The 21,666-nt window shown below is 63.3% G+C and carries 23 protein-coding genes; 11 read left to right on the forward strand and 12 right to left on the reverse strand.

Going from position 1 to position 21,666, the window contains the following annotated elements:
• Positions 1–81 precede the first annotated feature (81 nt).
• The 4 genes from ILT44_RS19320 to ILT44_RS19335 form a co-directional block, all read right to left on the reverse strand.
• Positions 82–744 (reverse strand): ribonuclease T2 family protein, encoded by a 663-nt coding sequence (locus ILT44_RS19320; RefSeq protein ID WP_204241248.1) that lies wholly within the window; start codon positions 742–744, stop codon positions 82–84.
• Positions 741–1,172: a hypothetical protein gene (locus ILT44_RS19325; RefSeq protein ID WP_204241249.1), complete on the reverse strand. Its 432-nt coding sequence runs from the start codon at positions 1,170–1,172 to the stop codon at positions 741–743. Before ILT44_RS19325 ends, ILT44_RS19320 begins: the two co-directional genes overlap by 4 nt.
• A gap of 82 nt (positions 1,173–1,254) precedes the next feature.
• Entirely contained in the window at positions 1,255–2,289 is a 1,035-nt protein-coding gene (locus ILT44_RS19330; protein ID WP_204241250.1) for an extensin-like domain-containing protein, read from the reverse strand.
• Between the two features lie 516 nt (positions 2,290–2,805).
• On the reverse strand, positions 2,806–3,063 hold the full coding sequence (locus ILT44_RS19335) for a hypothetical protein (RefSeq protein ID WP_204241251.1): 258 nt from the start codon (positions 3,061–3,063) through the stop codon (positions 2,806–2,808).
• 84 nt (positions 3,064–3,147) lie between these two features.
• Here ILT44_RS19335 and ILT44_RS19340 point away from each other — a divergent pair, with 84 nt between their 5' ends.
• Positions 3,148–3,711 carry a GNAT family N-acetyltransferase gene (locus ILT44_RS19340; protein ID WP_204241252.1) on the forward strand — a complete coding sequence of 188 codons (564 nt, stop codon included), beginning with the start codon at positions 3,148–3,150 and terminating at the stop codon, positions 3,709–3,711.
• Positions 3,712–3,715: 4 nt separating this feature from the next.
• On the opposite strand, the gene ILT44_RS19345 is transcribed toward ILT44_RS19340, so the two are convergent.
• From ILT44_RS19345 to uvrC, 4 genes are all read right to left on the reverse strand, one after another.
• Positions 3,716–4,171 carry a molybdenum cofactor biosynthesis protein MoaE gene (locus ILT44_RS19345; protein ID WP_204241253.1) on the reverse strand — a complete coding sequence of 152 codons (456 nt, stop codon included), beginning with the start codon at positions 4,169–4,171 and terminating at the stop codon, positions 3,716–3,718.
• A 20-nt stretch (positions 4,172–4,191) separates the two neighbouring features.
• Positions 4,192–4,443 (reverse strand): molybdopterin converting factor subunit 1, encoded by a 252-nt coding sequence (gene moaD, locus ILT44_RS19350; protein ID WP_204241254.1) that lies wholly within the window; start codon positions 4,441–4,443, stop codon positions 4,192–4,194.
• 4 nt (positions 4,444–4,447) lie between these two features.
• Positions 4,448–5,044: a CDP-diacylglycerol--glycerol-3-phosphate 3-phosphatidyltransferase gene (pgsA, locus tag ILT44_RS19355; RefSeq protein ID WP_204241255.1), complete on the reverse strand. Its 597-nt coding sequence runs from the start codon at positions 5,042–5,044 to the stop codon at positions 4,448–4,450.
• A 102-nt stretch (positions 5,045–5,146) separates the two neighbouring features.
• On the reverse strand, positions 5,147–7,153 hold the full coding sequence (gene uvrC, locus ILT44_RS19360) for an excinuclease ABC subunit UvrC (RefSeq protein WP_204241256.1): 2,007 nt from the start codon (positions 7,151–7,153) through the stop codon (positions 5,147–5,149).
• A 112-nt stretch (positions 7,154–7,265) separates the two neighbouring features.
• On the opposite strand from uvrC, the gene ILT44_RS19365 reads away from it, so the two are divergent.
• The 3 genes from ILT44_RS19365 (at position 7,266) to ILT44_RS19375 (ending at position 10,112) form a co-directional block, all read left to right on the forward strand.
• Positions 7,266–8,426: a benzoate/H(+) symporter BenE family transporter gene (locus ILT44_RS19365; protein WP_204241257.1), complete on the forward strand. Its 1,161-nt coding sequence runs from the start codon at positions 7,266–7,268 to the stop codon at positions 8,424–8,426.
• A gap of 62 nt (positions 8,427–8,488) precedes the next feature.
• Positions 8,489–9,025, forward strand: a complete 537-nt coding sequence (locus tag ILT44_RS19370) for a hypothetical protein (protein ID WP_204241258.1) — start codon at positions 8,489–8,491, stop codon at positions 9,023–9,025.
• 154 nt (positions 9,026–9,179) lie between these two features.
• A complete protein-coding gene (locus tag ILT44_RS19375; RefSeq protein WP_204241259.1) occupies positions 9,180–10,112 on the forward strand; it encodes a ribose-phosphate pyrophosphokinase in 933 nt (310 codons plus the stop codon).
• 4 nt (positions 10,113–10,116) lie between these two features.
• Here the strand turns inward: ILT44_RS19375 and ILT44_RS19380 are convergent, their stop codons facing one another.
• Entirely contained in the window at positions 10,117–10,929 is an 813-nt protein-coding gene (locus tag ILT44_RS19380) for a class I SAM-dependent methyltransferase (RefSeq protein WP_204241260.1), read from the reverse strand.
• 198 nt (positions 10,930–11,127) lie between these two features.
• Between ILT44_RS19380 and ILT44_RS19385 the strand changes: the two genes are divergently transcribed.
• The 4 genes from ILT44_RS19385 to ILT44_RS19400 all read left to right on the forward strand — a co-directional run bounded on the left by ILT44_RS19385 (position 11,128) and on the right by ILT44_RS19400 (position 13,883).
• On the forward strand, positions 11,128–11,748 hold the full coding sequence (locus ILT44_RS19385) for a 50S ribosomal protein L25/general stress protein Ctc (protein ID WP_204241261.1): 621 nt from the start codon (positions 11,128–11,130) through the stop codon (positions 11,746–11,748).
• A gap of 87 nt (positions 11,749–11,835) precedes the next feature.
• Complete coding sequence (gene pth / locus ILT44_RS19390) at positions 11,836–12,447, forward strand: aminoacyl-tRNA hydrolase (RefSeq protein ID WP_204241262.1); 612 nt, start codon at positions 11,836–11,838, stop codon at positions 12,445–12,447.
• Between the two features lie 101 nt (positions 12,448–12,548).
• On the forward strand, positions 12,549–13,646 hold the full coding sequence (ychF, locus tag ILT44_RS19395; RefSeq protein WP_204241263.1) for a redox-regulated ATPase YchF: 1,098 nt from the start codon (positions 12,549–12,551) through the stop codon (positions 13,644–13,646).
• A gap of 84 nt (positions 13,647–13,730) precedes the next feature.
• On the forward strand, positions 13,731–13,883 hold the full coding sequence (locus tag ILT44_RS19400) for a hypothetical protein (protein WP_204241264.1): 153 nt from the start codon (positions 13,731–13,733) through the stop codon (positions 13,881–13,883).
• Between the two features lie 8 nt (positions 13,884–13,891).
• Here the strand turns inward: ILT44_RS19400 and ILT44_RS19405 are convergent, their stop codons facing one another.
• Together ILT44_RS19405 and ILT44_RS19410 are read right to left on the reverse strand one after the other, a co-directional pair.
• Positions 13,892–14,314: a group III truncated hemoglobin gene (locus ILT44_RS19405; protein WP_204241265.1), complete on the reverse strand. Its 423-nt coding sequence runs from the start codon at positions 14,312–14,314 to the stop codon at positions 13,892–13,894.
• 112 nt (positions 14,315–14,426) lie between these two features.
• A complete protein-coding gene (locus tag ILT44_RS19410) occupies positions 14,427–15,635 on the reverse strand; it encodes a hypothetical protein (protein WP_204241266.1) in 1,209 nt (402 codons plus the stop codon).
• 215 nt (positions 15,636–15,850) lie between these two features.
• On the opposite strand from ILT44_RS19410, the gene nfi reads away from it, so the two are divergent.
• From nfi to ILT44_RS19425, 3 genes are all read left to right on the forward strand, one after another.
• On the forward strand, positions 15,851–16,519 hold the full coding sequence (gene nfi, locus ILT44_RS19415) for a deoxyribonuclease V (RefSeq protein ID WP_204241267.1): 669 nt from the start codon (positions 15,851–15,853) through the stop codon (positions 16,517–16,519).
• Between the two features lie 132 nt (positions 16,520–16,651).
• Complete coding sequence (locus ILT44_RS19420; protein ID WP_204241268.1) at positions 16,652–19,849, forward strand: PQQ-dependent sugar dehydrogenase; 3,198 nt, start codon at positions 16,652–16,654, stop codon at positions 19,847–19,849.
• A 163-nt stretch (positions 19,850–20,012) separates the two neighbouring features.
• Positions 20,013–21,014, forward strand: a complete 1,002-nt coding sequence (locus tag ILT44_RS19425; protein WP_204241269.1) for a MaoC family dehydratase — start codon at positions 20,013–20,015, stop codon at positions 21,012–21,014.
• A 77-nt stretch (positions 21,015–21,091) separates the two neighbouring features.
• Here ILT44_RS19425 and ILT44_RS19430 read toward each other — a convergent pair whose 3' ends face one another.
• Positions 21,092–21,637 carry an adenine phosphoribosyltransferase gene (locus ILT44_RS19430; RefSeq protein WP_204241270.1) on the reverse strand — a complete coding sequence of 182 codons (546 nt, stop codon included), beginning with the start codon at positions 21,635–21,637 and terminating at the stop codon, positions 21,092–21,094.
• Positions 21,638–21,666 lie beyond the last annotated feature (29 nt).

The raw sequence follows: 21,666 nt of genomic DNA on the forward strand, positions 1-21,666 counted from the left end.
TACAGCATCGGGCTCAAAGCGGGTTCCACCCTTGGGATCGATCCGATGCTCCTCCCATGCATGGGCGCATCGTTCGATGCGCTATCTCACCGCCGGGACCGTGATCTCGCCTGCGCGGCAGCCGTCGCGATCGACCTCGGGACATTGGCGGAAGCCGCGCAGATCCCTGCTGAGGCAGATGCGCACCTCCTGGAAGATCCGCCTCCCGCAGGAAACCGAAATCATGTCGGCGCGCAAGCCCGGATTGGCATTCATGAAGGCCCGCTCGATCTCGTTCGGCAATACCCTGGAGCGACTGTCCAGACCCTTGAAGCCGTCCGGGATGCGGATGAGTTCACGGGCTCTGCGAACGGCCTGGAAATAGCCGCTCGGGGCCTCGCCCGTGCAGGTCCCATGTTTGCGCCATTGATAGCGCGCCAAGTTCTCGTCCGGGAAAAGATCCCTGGCATCGGCCATCGTCGCCTGCGGCACGAATCGTCCGTTGGGCTCGCAGAAGCTCGGATAGCCCTGATCGTTCTGCGGCCAAAGGCCATGGGTCACGAAGCCGAGCCCACGACCGCTGTCGCATTGCCGGCTTCGGCTGCCGCTGTTCTCGCAGAAGCCGGGCGACCAGGAGAGCGCCAGCACATAGAAATCGAACTGCCCCATGGGGGCGCCCCTCGCCTCCCGTGGCCCCTGGGCCGCCGTGGGAGAGAGTGAGAGAAGGCAGGCGCCCGCGAAGCTCAGGCACCGGCGCAGGATCAAGGAGCCGCCTGCTTGCAGTGAGGCGCGAAGGCATAGTCGCGGTCGAAACCGTCCACGCAGGCTTCCGTATCCCAGCCGATGCCGATGAAGCCGAGATCCTCGCGGATCGAGAAGTTGATCTTATGCCTGTAACCGTCGGACACGATCACGGTGCCCGTGCAATAGCGGCGGGGGATATAGTCGAGCCCCCAGGGACGCCAGGCCACCTGCTGCACCCGCTCGAACGAGACGATCTTCAGGCTGGAATTCCAGAACTTGTATTCCTTGTTCTCGAAATTCGCGCTGATGTCCTGAAGCACGGAGGGGTCGGCGCAGGCCGGCAGGGAAGCGTCGAAAGGCTCCTCCCGCCGCTCCGCCGGCGTGATCTCACGGGCAAGCGCGGGCGCACTCAATAGAATGCAGGAGATGAAAGCCGCCAGCCACTTCATTCAGGTGCTCCAACAGGTCCTTGGGTCTTGTTTCATCGACCATGTGGTCGAAGCCCAAGAACGTCAAGGCTCCGCTTGCTGTTTAATAGATCGCGTGGCTGTTCAGCATCATCGGCGCACCGGCCGGGCGCCCCTGCGGCCTCGGCGGGGCATAGGTCTGCTCGAGGGGGCGGCCTGAAGGCGGAAGCGGAGGATAAGCCGGGGGCGAGGAGACCCTTGGGGCGCCAGGCCCGGGCAGGTCGGCCGCATAGCCGTTCGACGACGAATAGCGCTGCACGGGCGATGCGGGCGCGGTCAGGACAGGAGTCGGCGGCGGAGGCGCAGGCAGAATGTAGGCTTCCCCCTCCGGCGTGTCCTGCTCCAGATCCACAGGAGCCAGATCGCCGGCAGCGGCCGCGCTTTGGAGAACCTCCTGGCTGCGCTCGGGATCAATCCGCGGCGTGAACTTCAGGATCGGCTTGCAAATGCGCCGCTGGCCGCGCGGATCGTGCCGCGCCAGATCGAGATGGAGATGATCGGAGTGGAAGGCGTCCGAGCCGGGCCCCAGTACCGTCGTGAAATATCGGCAGGCGCCCACGAAGGCCTCGCGCAGAAACTCCTGCTCGGCGGGATCCCGCCCCCGCCAGCCCTTCTCGACGGAAACCTCCCGTCCGTCCGCCAGGACGAAGCCCATGACATCGAGCGCATTGCCGAAGGCATGCTCGGAGAGCTTGGCCCCGTGCTGGTTGTTGCGGGGACGGCATGAATAGGAACCCGCTTTGATGTCGACCAGCGGGATGCCGAAATACATCTCGGCAGCAGGCTTCACGATCTCGTCCAGCCAGGTGTCGATGCTTGGGATGATCGGGCAGGCGAGCGTCACCTTCGACCTCAGTCCTACGGCGCCGTTGTTGAAGGCCGACACCTTGAAGGGATAATCCATCCCGCAGACGCCGGGCCCATCGATCTTGGAGCTGAGAGCCATATAGGCGGAGGGCTGGACGAGACGCTGCGACAGGCAGGCTTCCTCAGCCTGCGCGCGCCAAGGCTCGCGCTGCTCGAACCGAAACAGACCGCAACCGGTAACCCCGAGCCCGACGAGCGATAGGGCAAAAAACGCAACTAACCCACGACGCATGCACAGAGATTAGGAACAGGCCCGTAAACATCTCGTCAACGCACTCTGCCCAGCTTCGACGGGAGTGCCGATTCGGTTGAATTTCACCCCTCTGTCCACATCCGAACGTGCCAAAAACCGGGTGCGACAGAATGGAGCAGGAACTTTTTTCACCTAAAGTTGAAAACGATTACGGGCCAATGAAAACAAGGCGTTAACTTTTTATTAACCATTTCGCAAACCGCCCCTGGAAGCCCCTAACCCCTCGGAGGTGCTTCTCAGAACTTCGCAGATTTGATACTTTACCTATCCATTCAGAGGGGAGAGTTAACCCCTCGTACGGAGAGGGGCTATCATGCATCCGACGACGAACCTGGACTGGACGTCCAAGCTCAACATCGCAGCGGTCTGCGTGTCCTCATCCTTCATTCTCGCGATCGTTGTCGGCCTCCTTTGAGGCGAAGCCCTGCGGCTCCGGGCGAGCCGTTCGTTGATCTTCATGGTTTTCCGCGCTGCCGCAGCACCGGCAGCGTTTTTTTATGTCTCCGGGCAGGGCGTCTCCGTGACGCTCCACGACATGACGTTGATCTCCATCTGGCACTGCGCGAGCTTCGGTCCATCGGCCGTCCTCAGGCACACCTTCTCCCCAGGTGCGAACATCCGCCCTTGCGCCCTGCAGTAGCATTCGAGCGGATTGTGATCGGGCATCTGGGCCGTCTGAGGCAGCGCAGGCCGCTCGTGAGCGGCTGCGGGGGCCAGAACTATCAGACCAAGAACGACGACGACGCTGCGCATGAGGCATCTCCGCGTGTCATTTCCCTCGCGATGGTCTGCCTTTGACGGCATAAGGTCAAGGATGCTCCTGTGATGCAGCCTTCGATGACCCTGCCCCGTCTCCTCATCCATTCCGGAGCCATATCCAACAGCGCCGCCATCGGGCGGATTCTGGCTGAAGGCTGGCGCCAGGCCTATTCCGGCTTCATGCCCAAGGACGAACTCGGCCCTCGCGTCGATCCCGATCACCGGGCGCGAGAGGTCGGAACGTGGCTTTCGAGCGACTTCAATACGGACACGGAGCTTCTGCTCGTCGCGGATCAGGCCGGGGAGGTCATCGGCTTCCTCGCAGCGTGCCTCGGAGACCGCAACGATGTGGGGGCCGCAGGCCAAGTCACGCTGCTCTACGTGTCCCCTGAAAGGCAAGGTCAGGGCATTGGGCGGCAGCTTCTTCTGGAAGCGGTCGAATGGTTCAAGCTGCGGGCGCCGGGACCGATCTCCATCGGCGCCTTCGAGCAGAACCCGTTCCGGTCCTTTTACGATGCCATCGGCGGCGTGCCGGCCAAGACAGTCAGGTCGAGGGTCGACGCTTTCGAATGGCCTGTTGTGGTCTATCTCTGGCCTTCGCCCGAGGCCCTTGGCGAAGGGATTGCGGCCAGGGGAGCCTGACGGGTCAGCTCCATCGCTCCATGGCCCGGTCGTCGGCCTCCCTGGCCTCGACCCAGGCTCCAACCGTGCCATCCTCGAGGTGCTCGCGCTTCCAGAACGGGGCTCGGGTCTTCAGGTAATCTATCAGGAACGAGGCCGCCTCGAAGGCGGCTTGGCGATGTGCGCTGGCGGCAAGAACCAGCACGATCTCCTCACCCGGTGAGATCCTGCCGAAGCGGTGGATCACGGTCAGGCCCAGCAAAGGCCAGCGGTTTTCCGCCTGCTCGGCGATCCGGCCGATCTCGGCCTCGGCCATGCCGGGATAATGTTCGAGCTCGAGGGCCTTCAGCCGCCCGCCTTCGTCCCGGCACAGGCCCGTGAAGGCCACCACCGCACCGACATCGCCCCTCCCCTCGGTCAGGGCTGCCGTCTCGGCGGCGGCGGAGAAGGGTTCGGACTGGATACGAATGGTTCGCGCCATGGCGGTCCCGCCCGCAGGGGCTAGCCTCCCGTCATCGGCGGAAAGAAGGCGATTTCCCGCGCCCCGGCAAGGGAGGCTTCTAGCTTGACGTGAACATGGTCGATGGCGGCCCGGACGATGCCCTCGTTCTCGAAAGCGTATTCGTATTCCTCGCCCCGGCCCTTCAGCCAGCGCACCAGTTCGGCCACGGTCCCGACGCCCTCCGGCAGCTCCACTTCCTCGTCGGTCCTTCCGACTCTCTCGCGGACCCATGCGAAATAGACGAGCTTCATGGGTCTAGCCCTCGTCCATGAGATGATGGATGCCGTTCTTGAAGTAGTCCCAGCCGGTGTAGATCGTCAGGACGGCGGCAACCCAGAGCAGGACGATGCCGATCAGCGTGTTGTTCGGCAGGACCGTCTCGCCGGCCGGTCCCGCGATGAGGAAGCCGAGCGCCACGAGCTGGAGGGTGGTCTTCCACTTGGCGACCCGGCTGACCGGAACGCTGACCTTCAGCTCGGCCAGGAACTCGCGCAGGCCCGAGACCAGGATCTCGCGGCACAGGATCACGATGGCGGCCCAGACGGCCATTCCGTCGATCGTGCGCGTGTAGACCAGCATCAGCAGGCAGGCGGCCACCAGAAGCTTGTCGGCGATGGGATCGAGCATGCGCCCGAGCACCGATTGCTGCCCGTAGGTGCGCGCCACGTAGCCGTCCAGGTAATCGGTGATCGCCGCGATCGCGAAGATGATCAGGGCGAACCAGCGCGACCAGTGGTCCTCGGGCCAGAACAGGAGACCGACCACGGCCGGCACCGCCACGAGCCGACCATAGGTCAGCAGGTTCGCCAGGTTGAAGGCCTTTGAGCGGCCCAAGGAGGGAGCGATCTTCATGTCACCCGCAGGAAGCATGACGACGGACGATCCGTCAATCGCAGAGGGGCTAAATCACGAAACGTCACCCTTACGTGATCTCCATCCTGTCGCACGCGACCCCTAACCCCGCTCGTGGAAGAAGTCGTAGACCGCGCGGGCCGTGGCGGCGTTCACGCCGGGCGCCTTGATCAGATCCTCCAGGGCCGCGCGCTGGATCGCCTTGACGGTGCCGAAATGGTGCAGGAGTGCCCGTTTGCGGTTCGGCCCGATGCCGGGGATCTCGTCGAGAGGGTTCTTCACCAGCTCGCGCTTGCGCTTGGCCCGGTGCGCCCCGATGGCGAAGCGGTGCGCCTCGTCGCGCAGCCGCTGCACGAAATAGAGCGCGGGATCCCGCGGCGGCATCTTGAAGGGCGGCTGGCCCGGCTTGAAGAAGGTCTCGCGGCCCGCATCGCGGTCACGCCCCTTGGCGATGCCGATGAGAGCCACGTCGTCCTCGCTCACGCCCACCTCCGCTAGCGCCTGACGCGCTGCCTCGAGCTGTCCTTTGCCGCCGTCAATCAGCACCAGGTCGGGCCAGGCGGGCAGCCCGTCGTCTCCATGGGCTGCGCCATCGCCGTCCGGACCTCGCGGCTCCTCCTTCACCAGGCGGGCGAAGCGGCGCTGAAGCATCTCGCGCATCATGCCGTAATCGTCGCCGGGTTTCAGGTCCTCCGACTTCATGTTGAAGGTGCGATAGTGCTGCTTCATGAAGCCGTTGGCGCCTGCCACCACCATGGCACCCACCGCGTTGGTGCCCATGATGTGCGAGTTGTCGTACACCTCGACCCGCCGCGGCGCCTTCGAGAGACCAAAGGCCTGCCCCAGGGACACGAGAAGCTTCTGCTGCGAGGAGGTGTCGGCGAGCCGCCGGCCGAGCGCCTCACGGGCGTTGCGCAGGGCATAGTCGATGAGCTGGCGCCGCTCGCTGCGCTGCGGCGCGTGAATCTCGACCTTGGTCTCTGTCCTGGTCGACAGCGCGGCGGCCATCAGCTCGGCATCCTCGATCTCGTGCGAGAGCAGGATCAGGCGGGGCGCCGGCTTGTCGTCGTAGAACTGCGCAAGGAAGGCGCCGAGGACCTCGTCCGGACTCATGGACTTGTCGGCCTTCGGGAAGTAGGCGCGGTTGCCCCAGTTCTGCCAGTTGCGGAAGAAGAACACCTCGACGCAGAACTGTCCCGCCTGCTCGTCGAGGGCGAAGACATCCGCCTCCTCCACGGACTGGGTGTTGATGCCCTGCACGCCTTGGATCGCCGACAACGCAGCCAAGCGGTCGCGGCAGCGCGCGGCACGCTCGAACTCGAGATCCTCCGCCGCCTGCTGCATCTCTTCCGTGATGCGCTGCTTCACCGCATTCGACTTGCCCGAGAGGAAAGCACGCGCCTCAGCCACGAGCCCGGCATATTCCTCATGCGGGATCTCGTTGGTGCAGGGACCCGAGCAGCGCTTGATCTGGAACAGAAGGCAGGGCCGCGTGCGGTTCTCGTAATAGCTGTCGTTGCACGAGCGCAGCAGAAACGCGCGCTGGAGCGCATTGATGGTGCGGTTGACGGCCCAGACACTGGCGAAGGGGCCGTAATAATCGCCCTTGCGCTTGCGCGCGCCGCGATGCTTCACGAGCTGCGGCGCCTCGTGGTCGGCGGTCAAAAGGATGTAGGGCAGCGACTTGTCGTCCCGCAGCAGCACGTTGTAGCGGGGTTTCAGCTGCTTGATGAGGTTGGCCTCGAGGAGCAGCGCCTCGGTTTCCGTCGCCGTGGTGACGAACTCCATCGAGGTCGTCTGGCCGATCATCCGGGCGATGCGGTTGGAATGGGCCTGGCCGCGCGCATAGGAGCCGACGCGGTTCTTCAGGCTCTTCGCCTTGCCTACGTAAAGGACGTCGCCCCTCGCATCGAGCATGCGGTAGACGCCAGGCGCATTGGGCAGGGTCGCCCAGAATTGCCGGATGACCTCGGTGCCACGCTGGACCGAGTCCGGATTGACCTCCAGATCGAACTCGACGTCTGAGCCGCTCTCGAGCGCTACGGCCTCATCATCTTCCTCATTGTCCAGAATGTCCGGCGGGACGTCGTTGGTGGTGTTGCGACTCATGGGAGTGATTTAAGGGCTCGGGAGTCCTGAGGAAAGTACCGTTGGCGAACTGGCGCAGTCCTTCCCTTCGGATTAAACCGCCAAGTTCCTGGAAGTGGAAGCGGAGCGGGACATGCGCCTGTCGATCGTCACATCTGCTGTCGTGGCGGCCCTGGTGGGGTTCGGCAGCACGATCGCGATCATCATCGCGGCGGCGCAGGCCGTGGGTGCCGATCCGGCTCAGACCTCCTCCTGGGTGGCGGCCCTGTGCCTCGCCATGGCGGCGACCAGCGGTTATCTGAGCATCCGCTACCGGATGCCCGTCATCACCGCCTGGTCGACCCCCGGTGCGGCGCTCATTGCAGCCTCGGCCGGCATTTCCATCCATGCCGCCGTCGGCTCCTTCCTGCTCGCCGGGGTTCTCATCGTGCTCGCGGCTCTCATCAAGCCGTTCGGGCGCTCGATCGAGCGCATCCCCACTTCCATCGCTGCAGCCATGCTCGCAGGCGTGCTTCTCCAATTTGTCATTGGAGTGTTCCAGAGCGCGCAAGGCGCGCCCGGCCTCGTGCTGCCACTCGTGGCGATCTTCCTCGTGGTGCGCCTGTTCAATCCGGCGCTGGCCGTGCTGGCGGTACTCTTCGTCGGGCTCGGCATCGCCTTCGGCGGCGGAATGGCGCAGCCGCTGGCATCGAACTTGAGCCTCTCCTCCCTCACCTTCATCGAGCCTGCCTTCGAGCCTGCGGCGCTGATCGGGCTCGGGCTGCCGCTCTTTCTCGTGACCATGGCCTCCCAGAACCTGCCGGGCTTTGCGGTTCTCAAGGCGTCCGGCTACCAGCCGCCCTCCCGCCCCATCCTGGCCGTGACGGGGCTCGCCTCCGTCGTCACGGCGTTGTTCGGTGCCCACACGAGCAACCTTGCGGCCATCTCGGCAGCGATCTGCACCGGGCCCGACACGCATCCCGACCCCGCCAAACGCTGGATGGTGGGGCCGTTCTATTCTCTCAGCTATGTGATCTTCGCAGCCTTCAGCGCGGCGCTGATCGGCCTGATCGCGGCGCTGCCGCCCGAACTCATCAAGACCGTGGCGGGGCTTGCCCTCATGGGCGCTTTCGCGGGATCCTTGGGATCCGCCCTCTCCGAGGCCTCCAAGGTCTTTCCGGCTGTCGTGACCCTGGCGGTGACAGCGTCCGGTCTTACGCTCCTGGGCATCGGCTCCGCCTTCTGGGGGCTGGCGGCAGGCCTCGTCACCCTCGGGCTCGACGTCCTGGTGATCCGCCTGCGCCGGCGCGCCTGATCTGGACGGACGCCTCCGTTAAGCTTAAGACTTCGTTACGAAGAACAAGAACGGGGGCTCTCATGGCGGGGATAAAGCTTGCAGGGCGGCTTGCCGCCATAGGGCTGACGGCGGCCTTGGGTGCCTGCCAGACCTCCTTCAACGCCTCCCCGGAGGGAATTCCCGTCGCGCTGGAGAGCATCGACGGGGCGCCGGATCCGATCCGCACGGCCCTTGCCGACGAACTCGCCACCGCAGCCACCGACCGCAAGGTCGACCTCGTAGGGGCCAGCGCCGCAGCGCGCTACCGGGTCCGCGGCTATCTGTCGACCTCCACTGAGGACGGGGAAACCAAGGTAGCCTATGTCTGGGACGTGTTCGATTCCCAGAAGCGCCGGGCGAAGCGCCTGGAGGGTTCAAGTCCCGTTCCGGCCGCCTCCATCTCGACCCTCGACAAGCAGGCCCTCGCCAAGCTGGCCCAGGCCAGCATGGACGAGATCGCCGACTTCCTGAGCGCAGCCAAATCCGAATTGCCTGCCGCAAGCGAGGCTCCCATCCAGACAGCGAAGGCCCAGCCCGTGGAGACATTCGAAGAAGAGAACCAAGTCGCAATGCAGTGATTGCATGGCAACATCCGGCTTTGCGTCGCATCAAACCCGTTCACGTGTATTGTGACGGTTTGATATCGCTGCTAAGACCCTTTCGCTCGGCCGCGCAGGGATTACGGCGTTGCGCAGCGGGGGCTGTCGGTCACACAAAGCCAAAGTTGCTTTCATGAAGCTCGTTGCGGGAAACTCCAATCGTCCGCTCGCGGAGGCCATCTCCGCCTATCTCAACATTCCCTTGGCTAGGGCTCAGGTGAAGCGCTTTGCGGACATGGAAGTGTTCGTCGAGATCCAGGAGAATGTGCGCGGCGAGGATGTGTTCATCATCCAGTCGACCTCGTACCCCACCAACGACCACCTCATGGAGCTTCTGATCATCACCGATGCGCTGCGCAGAGCCTCGGCCCGCCGCATCACGGCGGTGATCCCCTATTTCGGCTATGCCCGGCAGGACCGAAAGCCTGCCTCCCGCTCGCCGATCTCGGCCAAGCTGGTCGCCAACATCATCACTCATGCGGGCGTCGACCGAGTGCTGACGCTGGATCTCCATGCCGGCCAGATCCAGGGCTTCTTCGACATACCCACCGACAACCTCTTCGCTGCGCCTATCATGGCGCGCGACATCAAGGAGCACCTTGACGGCGGCAACCGGATGGTGGTCTCGCCGGACGTCGGCGGCGTCGTGCGTGCCCGTGCGCTCGCCAAACGCATCGATGCCCAGCTTGCCATCGTCGACAAGCGCCGCGAACGCCCAGGCGAATCCGAGGTGATGAACATCATCGGCGACGTATCCGGCCGCTCCTGCATCCTGGTGGACGACATCGTGGATTCCGGCGGCACCCTGGTGAATGCGGCCGATGCCCTCCTCGCCAACGGCGCGAAGGAGGTCTACGCCTATATCACCCACGGGGTGCTCTCCGGCGGCGCGGTGGCCCGCATCGCCAGCTCGCGGCTGAAGGCGCTCGTGATCACCGACTCCATCTTGCCGACCGAAGCGGTGAAGGCGGCCCACAACATCCGCGTCATCTCCATCGCCTCCCTCATGGGCGAGGCGATCGGCCGCACGGCGACGGAAAGCTCGGTCTCGAGCCTGTTCGACTAAAACTTTATCGCGAACGCATGACCAGCCACGGGGTGGGGACGGCTCTCCACTCCCAGACGGCGAGAAGCTGGTCCAGATGCCCTAGGTTTTCGAGCCATTGCGGCAGCTTCGGGACGATGGTCTGCGCCTGCCTCTCCTCGATGCGGTGCGTAGTCTCGAAGCGCTCCGCCAGCGCCCTCGCCGTCCGGTCTCTTCCGGGATGGACCTCGACGATGAGATCGAGCCAGCCGAACTCCCCTACCAGCGGATCGAGCAGGTCGAACTCGGCTCCCTCGCAATCCATGACGAGCAGACCCCTCGGGCGACGCCTGAGCTTCGCCGAAAGCTCGGCGTATACTTGGTTCACATGCTGCGCCTCGAAGCGCTCGCGAAGGTCGATCCGCGTCCCGATGCCGTTCAGGTCGGCCAGTTCCAGGCATTTTTGGCGAGCCACGGGATCGATATCCCAGGCCAGAACCTTGGCATCCGGCAGGAGGCGCGCGCAGCCGACCGCGTAGAACCCTTCAGCGCATCCGACGTTGAGCACGACATCATAATCCCGTTCAGGAGCGGCAAGGAAAGCATCGTGCAAAGTCATCTCATAAACGCCGAGCAGCTTGGGCGCGATGCCGCCCTCGGACGGGGCGGCCAGATAGGTCATGCCCTTGAAGGGGCCGTCCTGCACGATTGTGCCGGACTGGGCGGCCAGGGTGGCTCCGATGAGCTGGGAGCGCCATTTGGCGAGGGCCCGCAAGGTCTGTTCGAGCTTCTGCCGCTCCGGCAGGTTCGAGTTCAGAATTCTCGTGACATGCGCTAAGGCGACCTGATCCAGTCCCATCGAGGTCTCCGGCTGGGTTCATTCAGCCAGGGAGATTACATGATACAGAGTAGCCGCCAAAGTCATTGTCTTCCGGTGTGTTTGCCGCTATAAGCCGCCTCGCGCCCGCTCGACACCCTTGGAGGCACGGGCGCGGACCTCATGGCCGCCTTTTAGGCGGCCATCGGTTTTTCCATCACCATTCAAAGGACCACGACCATGAGCGATGTAAAGCAAATCAAGGCCGTGGCGCGCGACCGGGCCGGCAAGGGGGCCGCCCGGGCCGTTCGTCGCCAAGGCCAAGTTCCCGCCGTCATCTACGGAGCCGGCCAGCCGGCCCAGGCGATCGCCCTCGACTTCAACCAGACCAAGCAGCTGATCTTCGCCGGTCACTTCCTGACCACGATCTTCGAGATCGACGTGGACGGCCAGACGGTCCGCGCCATTCCGCGCGACTACCAGCTCGACCCGGTCCGTGACTTCCCCATCCACATCGACTTCCTGCGCCTGTCGCAGGGTCAGGCGATCAAGGTGGTGGTTCCGGTGCACGTGGTCGGCCAGGAGAAGAGCCCCGGCGTGAAGCGCGGCGGCGCCCTCCAGATCGTCGAGCACTCGGTGGAACTGCTCGTTCCGTCCGACGCGATCCCGGACTACATCGAGGCTTCGGTCGATGGTCTCAACATCGGCGATTCGGTTCACCTCAATGACATCACTCTGCCGAACGGCGCCAAGGCAACCTCGACCGAGAACATGACTCTCGTCACCGTCGTGGCCCCGACCGGCCTGACGGAGGAGGACGCGGCTCCGGCTGCTGCTGCCGAGGGCACTGCAGCCGCCTAAACGGCTTGATAGGGCGTTCAAGCCCATCGATCGGCTTCGACGCTCCGACCGCAAGGCCGGAGCGTTTCTTGTAAGCAGGACCAAGCGATGCGCCTCTTTGTCGGCCTCGGCAATCCCGGATCCCGCTACGCCAGGAACCGTCACAATATCGGGTTCATGGCGGTGGACGAGATCGCGCGCGTGAACAATGCCGGCCCATGGCGCAAGCGCTTCCATGCAGAGGCCGCCGATGCCGTGATCGGGGGCGAGAAGGTGCTGCTGATCAAGCCGCAGACCTTCATGAACCTGTCCGGACAGGCGGTGGGCGAAGCGCAGAGCTTCTTCAAGATCCCGCTGCACGACGTGACGGTCTTCTACGATGAGCTCGATCTGCCGCCCGCCAAGCTGCGCGTGAAGATCGGCGGCGGCAATGCGGGCCATAACGGCCTGCGCTCGATCTCGGCCCATTGCGGCAACGATTACCGCCGCGTACGCCTCGGCATCGGCCATCCTGGCCACAAGGCGCTGGTACAGAGCCATGTGCTGGGCGACTTCGGAAAGAGCGAAGAGGCCTGGGTCGACGACCTGTGCCGAATAATTGCGGACAACGCCGCCCTTCTCGCCAAAGCTGAGGACGGCAGCTTTCAGAACAAAGTCCACCTCGCCATGGAGGCGAGAGGCTGGACAGACGTGAAACGGCCTGGAGAAAAGGCCAGCTAGCGCATCGTGCGGAGAAGCGGGAACCGGTTCTTCGCAAAGATCGATGCGAAAAGACTGATGAAACAACGCCGGCTGATGCCGGCTATGCAAGGAGTGAGGCCATGGGCTTCAAAATGGGCATCGTCGGCCTGCCGAATGTCGGCAAGTCCACCCTCTTCAACGCCTTGACGCAGACGGCCGCGGCGCAGGCGGCCAACTATCCGTTCTGCACCATCGAGCCGAACGTGGGCGATGTGGCGGTTCCGGATGAGCGGCTCGACCAGCTTGCGGCCATCGCCAGCTCGGCGCAGATCATCCCGACCCGCCTCACCTTCGTGGACATCGCCGGCCTCGTGCGTGGCGCGTCCCGCGGAGAAGGCCTCGGCAACCAGTTCCTCGCCAATATCCGCGAGGTCGATGCCATCGCCCATGTGGTGCGCTGCTTCGAGGACACGGACATCACCCATGTCGAGGGCAAGATCGACCCCGTCGCCGATATCGAGACCATCGAGACCGAGCTGATGCTCGCCGATCTCGACAGCCTCGAGAAGCGCGTCACCGCGCTCGAGAAGAAGGCGAAGGGCAACGACAAGGAGGCCAAGGAAACCCTCGACCTCGTCAACCGCACCCTGCCCCTGCTGCGCGAGGGCAAGCCCGCTCGCATGGTGGAGCGAAAGGTCGAGGAAGAGCGCCTGTTCCAGATGCTCGGCCTGCTCTCCTCCAAGCCTGTTCTTTACGTGTGCAACGTGGAGGAGGCATCCGCCGACCAGGGCAACGAGTTCTCGGCCCGTGTGTTCGAGCGTGCCAGGGAGGAAGGCGCCAAGGCCGTGGTCGTTTCGGCCAAGATCGAGAGCGAGATCGCGGTTCTGCCGCCCGAGGAGCAGAAGGACTATCTCGATGCGGTCGGCCTCGTCGAGCCCGGCCTCAACCGCGTGATCCGCGCCGGCTATGACCTGCTCGGCCTGATCACCTACTTCACCGTCGGCCCGAAGGAAGCCCGCGCCTGGACCGTCACCAAGGGCACCCGGGCGCCTGGTGCCGCCGGCGTGATCCACACGGATTTCGAGAAGGGCTTCATCCGCGCCGAGACGATCGCCTATGCCGATTACACCTCGCTGAAGGGCGAAGCGGGCGCCCGGGACGCGGGCAAGCTGCGCCTCGAAGGCAAGGAGTACACGGTGCAGGACGGCGACGTGATGCACTTCCGGTTCAACACTTAAAATGAACCTGTCGGAATCCTGAACGCAGGCTTTTTCGTCCGTTCAGGCCCGTTCTGCGACAAAGCCTGCATGGAGGTTGGCTTCATGCAGGCTTTTTTTGAAAACTTCGTCTCCCCCGGCTTCGGCAGCGCCGAATTCTTCGTCGGTGTACTCGTGGCCTGCGGCTTCGTCATGATCGGCATCTCGTCCCTCCTGCCCAAGAGCGGCGACGACAAGCTTGAGTGGTGGGAGAGGTAAGAGAACTTCTAAGGCAACCGCAGCGCCTTCGGTCCGATCCCGAGGCCGATCTGCAGGCTTTCCGCGATGCGCACTGCCCGATCCATGAAGAACCCTGCCACATCCGGCTCACAGATCTCTTTCGCCGTCTGCTCGAACAGCGCCAGCCAGCGAGAAAAAAGCTCGGGCGTGAGATTCATCTTCATATGGGCGGCCTGCGGCTTGCCCTGATAGCGGCCGGTCCTGAGCGCGATCGAGGACCAGAAATCCACCATCAGCCTCAAGTGCTGGCTCCAGCGGCCTGAGAGCGCCTGATGGAAGATGGGCCCGAGATCCGGATCGCGGATCACCCGGTCATAGAAGGTCTCCACCAGTTCCCGGATCAGTTCCTCCGACACGCCTTCGGCCGGGCTGATGATCGGAATGCTGCGGCCTGGGGCTGATGGCGCCAAAGCGGATCTCCTCTTAAAACGAAAAGGACGGGAGCATCATGCCCCCATCCCGTTCGATCATTCCTTGCGAAAGATCAAGCGGGCCGCTCATAACGGCCCGGCTTAAGCTTGGTTAGTGATGGTTCTGCTTCTCAGGCTTGGCCTGAGGCCCGTGCGGATGTTCCTTGCTATGGGAATGTGTCGTCAGTTCGATCTGCTGACGGGCTTCATATCCGGCGCTGTAGAACACTCCATGCAGGCCCCAATATCCGCTCACCAGCACCACGAGGGCGACCGCGAGACCTGCAGGAACCGAGGCCAGGCTGCCGAAGTGCGGCAGGGCGTTCGGCATCTTCACGGCAATGGCTTTTGCCTCGCGGCATGGGTCGGCGGCGACCAGGAAGAGCGCTGCCATGATCAGGGCATGGCCGACGAGGTCGATCCGGCCGAACGGGTAGACCGCGGTGAAGAAAATCGCCAGCAGGGCCACCGCCGAGAGACGGCGCACCAGCGGGGTCCAGAGCAGGCCGAAGCCCAGGGTGAACTCGGCGACGCCCGCCATCGGGATGAACACGTCGCGCGGCATGCCGAAGGTCAGGAAGGGCTTCTCCTCCACGAGCGGATAGAACCAATCCGGATAGGCGAACTTCTCAAGGGACGACCACATGAGCGCGATCGCGATGCCCCAGCGCAGGGCCAGGAACCGGCGGGCGCGCCACTTCTCGTCATGGGACGAGGCCATCACCAGATAGGCCGCGACGGCAACGCCTAGCGCCAGATAGTCGAGCAGGTGGAACAGCTCATATTCACGAAGCGCCACCACCCAGAGGGTGATGATGCCGGCAGCGGCGATCGGCATTGTCCGGCGCGAGAACACGCACATGGCGATCAGAAGCTGCGCCCAGGAGATCAGCTCGGAATCCGTCTTGAGATCGGGGGTGAGATAGATGCCGCCGACCGCGAAGATCGCGACGAAGAAGCCGCCGATGGCCACGCGCATGAAATCGTCCGAACGGCTCCAGAGCGGCGCACTGATGCGGTCGAGCCCCGACTGGATGCCCCGGCCGATGATGGTGCGCTCGATCATGAGCGTGGCAAGGAAAAAGGCCAGCACCAGGCCGATGCCGGTCCAGAACCACGCATTGGTCAGCGTGGCGGCAATCGGCTGCGGAGCAGCATCGACGATATAGGGCGCGAACCACTTCACATGGGCTTGCGCCGGCAGCGCCCACAGGCCGGCGCCGAAGGATGCGGCACCCGCCACCGCTCGTTTCAACGCCCCCGGATTTTGTGGTCTTGGCTCAAGCGGCGCGGAGCCGTTCGTGGCAGATACGCGAGACATGACATCCTCGTTGGTGGATAATCTTCTTGGATGGCGGAGGATGTACGCCCGTCAGGCTCGGGACGATATTCAGACATTGCCCCTAAGGGATATTGCGTAGCGGCATCATAGGCTCGGCCGTGGAAGCGCCTCGCTCGGGGTGTCTGTCCCCGGACGTGGAAGGATCGATCCCGAACCTTGAGCGTTGAGCCTTCGTCATCTTCAATGCCGGGCCCATGAAGCTTCACCATCGACACGACTGGAATCTCACCCCTTCCGAGGCCATCGCCCTGCAGCAGGAACTGCGTCGAGAGGTAATCTCCGACCGGCCCATCGATCTCGACCGGATCGAGCTGGTGGCAGGCGTCGATGTAAGCGTGAAGAACGAGCAGTCCCAGGCCGCCATCGTGGTCATGACCTATCCCGGCTTCCTGCCGGTGGAGACGGTGCTTGCCCAGCGCCCGACGCCGTTTCCCTATGTCCCTGGCCTCCTGAGCTTTCGTGAGGGGCCGGTGCTCGAGGAGGCCTTCGAGAAGCTCAAGACCGTGCCTGACGTCTTCCTCTTCGACGGCATGGGCATCGCCCATCCGCGCCGCATCGGCATCGCCAGCCATATGGGCCTGTGGCTGCAGCGCCCCACCATCGGCTGCGGCAAGACGCTGCTCTGCGGGCGCTACAGGGATCTGGCCGAGGAGAAGGGCTCCGCCGCACCGCTCGTCGACCGCAAGGAGACCATCGGCGTGGCTTTGCGCACCCGCACCGCCAAGAACCCCATGTTCATCTCTCCCGGTCACCTCGCCGACATCCCAACCGCCGCCGAGCTCGTCCTGCGCTGCTCCCCGAAATACCGCCTGCCGGAGCCGATCCGCCTGGCGCACAACGCGGCGGGCGACTTCTCGCCCTGAGTGCTGCCGATTGCCGCAGCGCGCCTAACCCTGACGTTTCGTCAAAGGCCCTCTCCGTTCAGAGAGTTGTCGTCCATGCAAGCCTCCGCGAGAGATGGAGCAAAGAAACTCTTTTGAAGTGGGGCAATTGTTATGGCGGTCATCTATGGAACTTCTGGGGCGGATACTCGCAATGGGACTGACCAAGCGGATACGATCTACGGCTATCCGGAGGCAGCCACGCCGCCCAGCCAAGTGATCGCCTCCGGCCTTTACAGGCCTCTTTTCGCGACGGCTCCCGAAAGTGACACAGGTCGGCTCTTCGTGGCATCTCAGGGTGGAACGATCAAGATCTACGACCTGAACAACCCGCAGGCGACACCCCGGACGTTCCTCGACATCACCAACAAGGTCAACAACAACACGGAAGCCGGGCTGCTTGGCTTCACTTTTCACCCCGACTTTGCAACCACCGGCAAGTGCTATGTAAACTACACAACACTGGACAATACAGAGGGAACTGGTCGGAAACAGGCGATTGTCGAATACACGTTCGATCCGAACGATCTGAGCAAGGCGCCGACTTCGAAGACCATCATGATCGTCGACTATCCGCAGGAGCACACGCATCACCGCGCGGGTTGGCTCGGCTTTGGCCCCGACGGCATGCTCTACATCGCAACCGGCGAGAATACCGTGGCAGCCAATGCGCAGACGGTCGTCAATCAGGATGGAACAATCAACCATCTGGGAAAGATCCTCCGCATCGATGTGAGCGGAGATGACTTCCAGACCGATCAGAACCGCAACTACAGTATCCCTGACAACCCAACGCAGTTCGACAACATCGCTGGCGAACTGGCTCAACCTTCCGAGATCTGGGCTGTCGGTCTGCGCAATCCATGGCGCGCCAGCTTCGGGCCGGATGGTACCCTCTATGTCGCCGATGTCGGTCAGAACACCTATGAAGAAATCAATATCGTCAAGGCCGGTAAAAACTATGGCTGGCGCCCGGCTCCTGTCGCGGACGGTCCTCAGAATGTGGAAGGGTATACGGATCCCTACTACTACGGCCGCGACATCGGCGGTTCGGTGACGGGTGGCTATTTCTATTCCGGCCAAGGACCATTGAACGGCAAATATATCTTCGGCGACTTCAACGAAGGTAAGATCTTCGCTATGGATGTAAGCGGAGATGAACCTGTCGTCGATGACATCACAAACTTATTCAAAGACTCACAGGGCAATCCTCTTGAATTCGGCCACATTGCTTCGTTTGGCTTAGACGGACAAGGAAATCTGTATGCAGTCAGCTATGCTGATGCCGATTTTAATCCGATGGACTCAGGGGCAATCTTCCGCCTCAGCGACAACACGCCCGTTGCAGATGCTGGCGACACCCTGAACGGTGCCGGCGGCGATGACACCATTTATGGCGGCGGCGGTGACGATACCATCCATGGCGGCTCCGACAACGATCTGGTTTACGGCGATGCAGACAATGATCGTCTGTATGGCGATCGTGGTGAGGACACGCTCCGGGGCGGTGATGGGGTGGATACCCTTGAAGGCGGCGATGGTGCGGATGTGCTAGAGGGCGGTGCGGGAAATGACGTCTACTATGTGGACGTCGACGATGCGGTCGTCGAAGCCGCGGGGGGCGGCTACGATGTGGTGCATGTGGCTGGCCTGTTCTACGAACTGGATGAAGGACAAGAGGTCGAGGAAGTTCGGGCCGTCGTCGACGTTCAGGTCGTCGGCCTAGTTGGAAACGAACTCTCTCAGAGGCTCGTCGGCAATGCAGGCAGCAACGCCCTTGATGGGTATGAGGGCCAAGACACCCTTGAAGGGCTTGGCGGCAACGATACCTACCGTGTCGATGGCAATGATACGGTAATCGAAACAGAGGATGGTGGCACCGATACGGTCCGTTCGATAGCGGACTACGTTCTCGGGGCTCACCTCGAAAACCTGCAACTTTTGGAGAACGCTATCAAAGCCACCGGCAATGATCTCAAGAACGAGATCACCGGCAACGACAAAGCCAACGTCATCGACGGTGCAGGCGGAGAAGACACCCTGAACGGCGGAGATGGGGACGATACCTACCATGTCTACGGCCTTGAAACGATCGAGGAAATCGCCGGCGAGGGTATAGATACGATCATCTTTAAAGGCGGCGGCAGCTACACCCTCGGGGCGGGCATCCATGTAGAGGTCCTGAAAGTCGATCTGGATAGCGGATGGGGCAATCTCACCGGCAATGCCTTCGGCAACAAGCTTTACAGCAGTCGAGGCAACAACGCTCTCGACGGTGGCGAGGGCGACGATACGGTGGTGCTGAGCGGCAACCGAAGCGACTACACCATCACCCTGAACAGCGATCAATCCTTCACGATCGAAGACAAACGCACAACCGGTGACGGAAGGGATACAGTTCGCAACGTAGAGATCTTCGAGTTCGCCGACCGCAAGGTGAACGTGAAAAATCTGCTGGCTCCTACCGATATCATCCTGGATGGCGATGCGGTGACTGAGAACACCAAGGCTGGGGAACTGATCGGTCAGTTCAGGGTAGTCGACAATCCCGGCGATACGCATCGCTTCGAATTGGTCGACGATGCCGGTGGACGCTTTGATCTCCAGGTGGTGAACGGCGTCACGTCGCTCGCGGTCAAGGACGGTGTGAGGCTCGACTACGAGCAGGCCACCCAACACAGCATTACGGTGAAAGTGACTGATGGCGCTGGGGATTCCATCACGGAGACGATTGCCATTCGCGTGACGGATTCCCTGAACGAGAGCGCCACCGGCAGCGCTCTGGGCGACCGGATCCTGGGCGGCTCCGGCCGAGACACCTTCTCCGGCGGCGCCGGCAACGACACGATCGATGCCGGTGCAGGCAACGACCGTCTGACCGGCGATGCAGGCAACGACTCGCTCACTGGCGGCGCTGGCAACGACGTGTTCAGCGGCGGCGACGGCAACGAGCGTCTCACCGGCGGATTGGGCCAAGATACGCTCACCGGCAGCAAGGGCCGGGATGTGTTCATCTTCGACGACCGGGAGACCGGCTCATCCAAGACGAAGGCGGACTACATCACCGACTTCAAGGGCCGAGAGGGCGACCGCATCGACCTGCGGGCGGTGGATGCCAACACGAAGAAGAGCGGCGACCAGAACTTCAGCTTCATCGGCACGAAGGCGTTCAGCAAGGAGGGCCAGGTGCGCTACGAGAAGGCGAAGGGGTACACCTACGTCCATCTCAACACCGATGCCGACAAGGCGGCCGAAGCCGTGATCAAGCTCAAGGGCGCCATCGACCTCAGCAAAGGCTGGTTCGTGCTCTGATCATCCGCAAGGATAAGCCTTCCAAGATCACGCGAGGGGACAGGCATTGCCCGTCCCCTTTTTCGTCGGACGGGATACTCATGGATGACGGGGCGGGGTTGCAGCGGCAGGGCTCCCGATAAGCTATTCGCTGTGCTAGGGCAGATTCAGGAAGGGATCGCACATGCGCACGTTCGAAGATCTGCCCGCCGGCTTCACCCAGACCCTCGGCCCGCTTCATGTGTCGAAGGACGATATCCTGGCCTTCGCGCGGGAATACGATGCCCAGCCCTTCCATGTGGACGAGGTCGCCGCCAAGGACTCCTTCGTCGGTACCCTGATCGCCTCGGGCTGGCACACCTGCAGCCTCAACATGCGCCTCGTGGCCGATGGGCTGCTGCTGGATTCCTCCGGCATGGGCGCGCCAGGCATCGAGGAGGTCAAGTGGGTCAAGCCGGTCAGGCCGGGCGATACGCTCCGCTCGCATGTAAAGGTTCTTGAGAGCCGCATCTCCAAGAGCAGGCCTTCGCTCGGCCTCGTGCGCTTCCACTTCGATATGGTCAACCAGGCCGACGAGACCGTGCTGACCCAGACCAACTGGGTGATGTTCGCAACCCGCGACGCCGGTCCATCCTCGGGCGAGGTCCTCTCCATGGGGGCGCATTCCCGGTCCGGCGATCACCCCCGGCGGGAGATCCCGCCGATCTCCTCCAATCCCTATTTCGGGGACCTCGTCATCGGCGAGACGGAGGAGCTGGGCTCCTACACCTTCACGCCCGACGACATCGTCCGGTTCGCCAAGCAGTACGATCCTCAGCGCTTCCATGTGGACCCGGAGGCCGCCAAGGACAGCCTGTTCGGCGCGCTCTGCGCCTCGGGCTGGCACACGGCGAGCATGTGGATGAAGCACATGGTCGGGTATCGCGACCGCATCCGCGCCTATGCCCTCGCCCACGGTCAGAGGCCGGCCCGGCTCGGCCCCTCCCCCGGCTTCTCCAATCTGAAGTGGCTGAAGCCCGTCTATGCGGGCGACACGATCACCTACCGCACCACCGTGACGGCCAAGCGCGCCTCCGCCTCGCGCCCCGGCTGGGGCCTCGTGTTCCACCACAACGCCGGCACCAACCAGCACGGCGAGGAGGTCTTTGCCTTCGACGGAATGGTGTTCTGGGAAAGGCGGAGTTGAGCCACTCTCTCAGGCTGTGCCGCCACACCGCTGTCACCCCGGACTCCGCTGCGCGGCACCGGGATGACAGCCTTGCATTAATGCCCCTCGAAGCTCACGAGGCTGCGCACCTCGACGCCGAGTTCCCGAAGCCTCTGGGCGCCGCCGAGATCCGGCAGGTCGATGATGAAGCAGGCGGCCACGATCTTGGCACCCATCTGGCGCAGCAACTGGGAGGCTGCCACCGCCGTGCCGCCGGTGGCGATGAGGTCGTCCACGAGGATCACGCGCTCGTCTTGGCCGATGGCGTCGGTGTGGATCTCCATCTCGTCGACGCCGTATTCCAGGGAATAGGCGATGCGCACCGTCTCATGGGGAAGCTTGCCCTTCTTGCGGATCGGCACGAAGCCGGCGGAGAGCTGGTGCGCCACCGCCCCGCCCAGGATGAAGCCGCGCGCCTCGATCCCCGCCACCTTGTCGATGCGCCCGCCCGCGAAGGGATGGACGAGTTCGTCCACCGAGCGCCGGAAAGCCCGCGCGTCACCCAGCAGGGTCGTGATGTCCCGAAAGACGATGCCGGGCTTCGGGTAATCCGGAATCGAGCGGATCGCGGACTTGAGGTCGGTGAGGAGACGCTGGTCCATGGGTTCAAGCCTGCCTAGGTATTGACTGG

It is taken from the genome of Microvirga arvi (assembly GCF_016892765.1).
Classification (GTDB): domain Bacteria; phylum Pseudomonadota; class Alphaproteobacteria; order Rhizobiales; family Beijerinckiaceae; genus Microvirga; species Microvirga arvi.

What these genes read in the sequence shown, in the direction of transcription:
- ILT44_RS19425 (WP_204241269.1), top strand. Translation starts at nt 20,013, where the DNA reads ATGCGCACGTTCGAAGATCTGCCCGCCGGCTTCACCCAGACCCTCGGC.
- ychF (WP_204241263.1), top strand. Translation starts at nt 12,549, where the DNA reads ATGGGCTTCAAAATGGGCATCGTCGGCCTGCCGAATGTCGGCAAGTCC.
- pth (WP_204241262.1), top strand. Translation starts at nt 11,836, where the DNA reads ATGCGCCTCTTTGTCGGCCTCGGCAATCCCGGATCCCGCTACGCCAGG.
- ILT44_RS19400 (WP_204241264.1), top strand. Translation starts at nt 13,731, where the DNA reads ATGCAGGCTTTTTTTGAAAACTTCGTCTCCCCCGGCTTCGGCAGCGCC.
- uvrC (WP_204241256.1), bottom strand. Translation starts at nt 7,153, where the DNA reads ATGAGTCGCAACACCACCAACGACGTCCCGCCGGACATTCTGGACAAT.
- ILT44_RS19375 (WP_204241259.1), top strand. Translation starts at nt 9,180, where the DNA reads ATGAAGCTCGTTGCGGGAAACTCCAATCGTCCGCTCGCGGAGGCCATC.
- ILT44_RS19340 (WP_204241252.1), top strand. Translation starts at nt 3,148, where the DNA reads ATGACCCTGCCCCGTCTCCTCATCCATTCCGGAGCCATATCCAACAGC.
- ILT44_RS19345 (WP_204241253.1), bottom strand. Translation starts at nt 4,171, where the DNA reads ATGGCGCGAACCATTCGTATCCAGTCCGAACCCTTCTCCGCCGCCGCC.
- ILT44_RS19335 (WP_204241251.1), bottom strand. Translation starts at nt 3,063, where the DNA reads ATGCGCAGCGTCGTCGTCGTTCTTGGTCTGATAGTTCTGGCCCCCGCA.
- ILT44_RS19370 (WP_204241258.1), top strand. Translation starts at nt 8,489, where the DNA reads ATGGCGGGGATAAAGCTTGCAGGGCGGCTTGCCGCCATAGGGCTGACG.
- ILT44_RS19420 (WP_204241268.1), top strand. Translation starts at nt 16,652, where the DNA reads ATGGCGGTCATCTATGGAACTTCTGGGGCGGATACTCGCAATGGGACT.
- ILT44_RS19365 (WP_204241257.1), top strand. Translation starts at nt 7,266, where the DNA reads ATGCGCCTGTCGATCGTCACATCTGCTGTCGTGGCGGCCCTGGTGGGG.
- ILT44_RS19410 (WP_204241266.1), bottom strand. Translation starts at nt 15,635, where the DNA reads ATGTCTCGCGTATCTGCCACGAACGGCTCCGCGCCGCTTGAGCCAAGA.
- nfi (WP_204241267.1), top strand. Translation starts at nt 15,851, where the DNA reads ATGAAGCTTCACCATCGACACGACTGGAATCTCACCCCTTCCGAGGCC.
- ILT44_RS19380 (WP_204241260.1), bottom strand. Translation starts at nt 10,929, where the DNA reads ATGGGACTGGATCAGGTCGCCTTAGCGCATGTCACGAGAATTCTGAAC.
- ILT44_RS19385 (WP_204241261.1), top strand. Translation starts at nt 11,128, where the DNA reads ATGAGCGATGTAAAGCAAATCAAGGCCGTGGCGCGCGACCGGGCCGGC.
- pgsA (WP_204241255.1), bottom strand. Translation starts at nt 5,044, where the DNA reads ATGAAGATCGCTCCCTCCTTGGGCCGCTCAAAGGCCTTCAACCTGGCG.
- ILT44_RS19325 (WP_204241249.1), bottom strand. Translation starts at nt 1,172, where the DNA reads ATGAAGTGGCTGGCGGCTTTCATCTCCTGCATTCTATTGAGTGCGCCC.
- ILT44_RS19330 (WP_204241250.1), bottom strand. Translation starts at nt 2,289, where the DNA reads ATGCGTCGTGGGTTAGTTGCGTTTTTTGCCCTATCGCTCGTCGGGCTC.
- ILT44_RS19430 (WP_204241270.1), bottom strand. Translation starts at nt 21,637, where the DNA reads ATGGACCAGCGTCTCCTCACCGACCTCAAGTCCGCGATCCGCTCGATT.
- moaD (WP_204241254.1), bottom strand. Translation starts at nt 4,443, where the DNA reads ATGAAGCTCGTCTATTTCGCATGGGTCCGCGAGAGAGTCGGAAGGACC.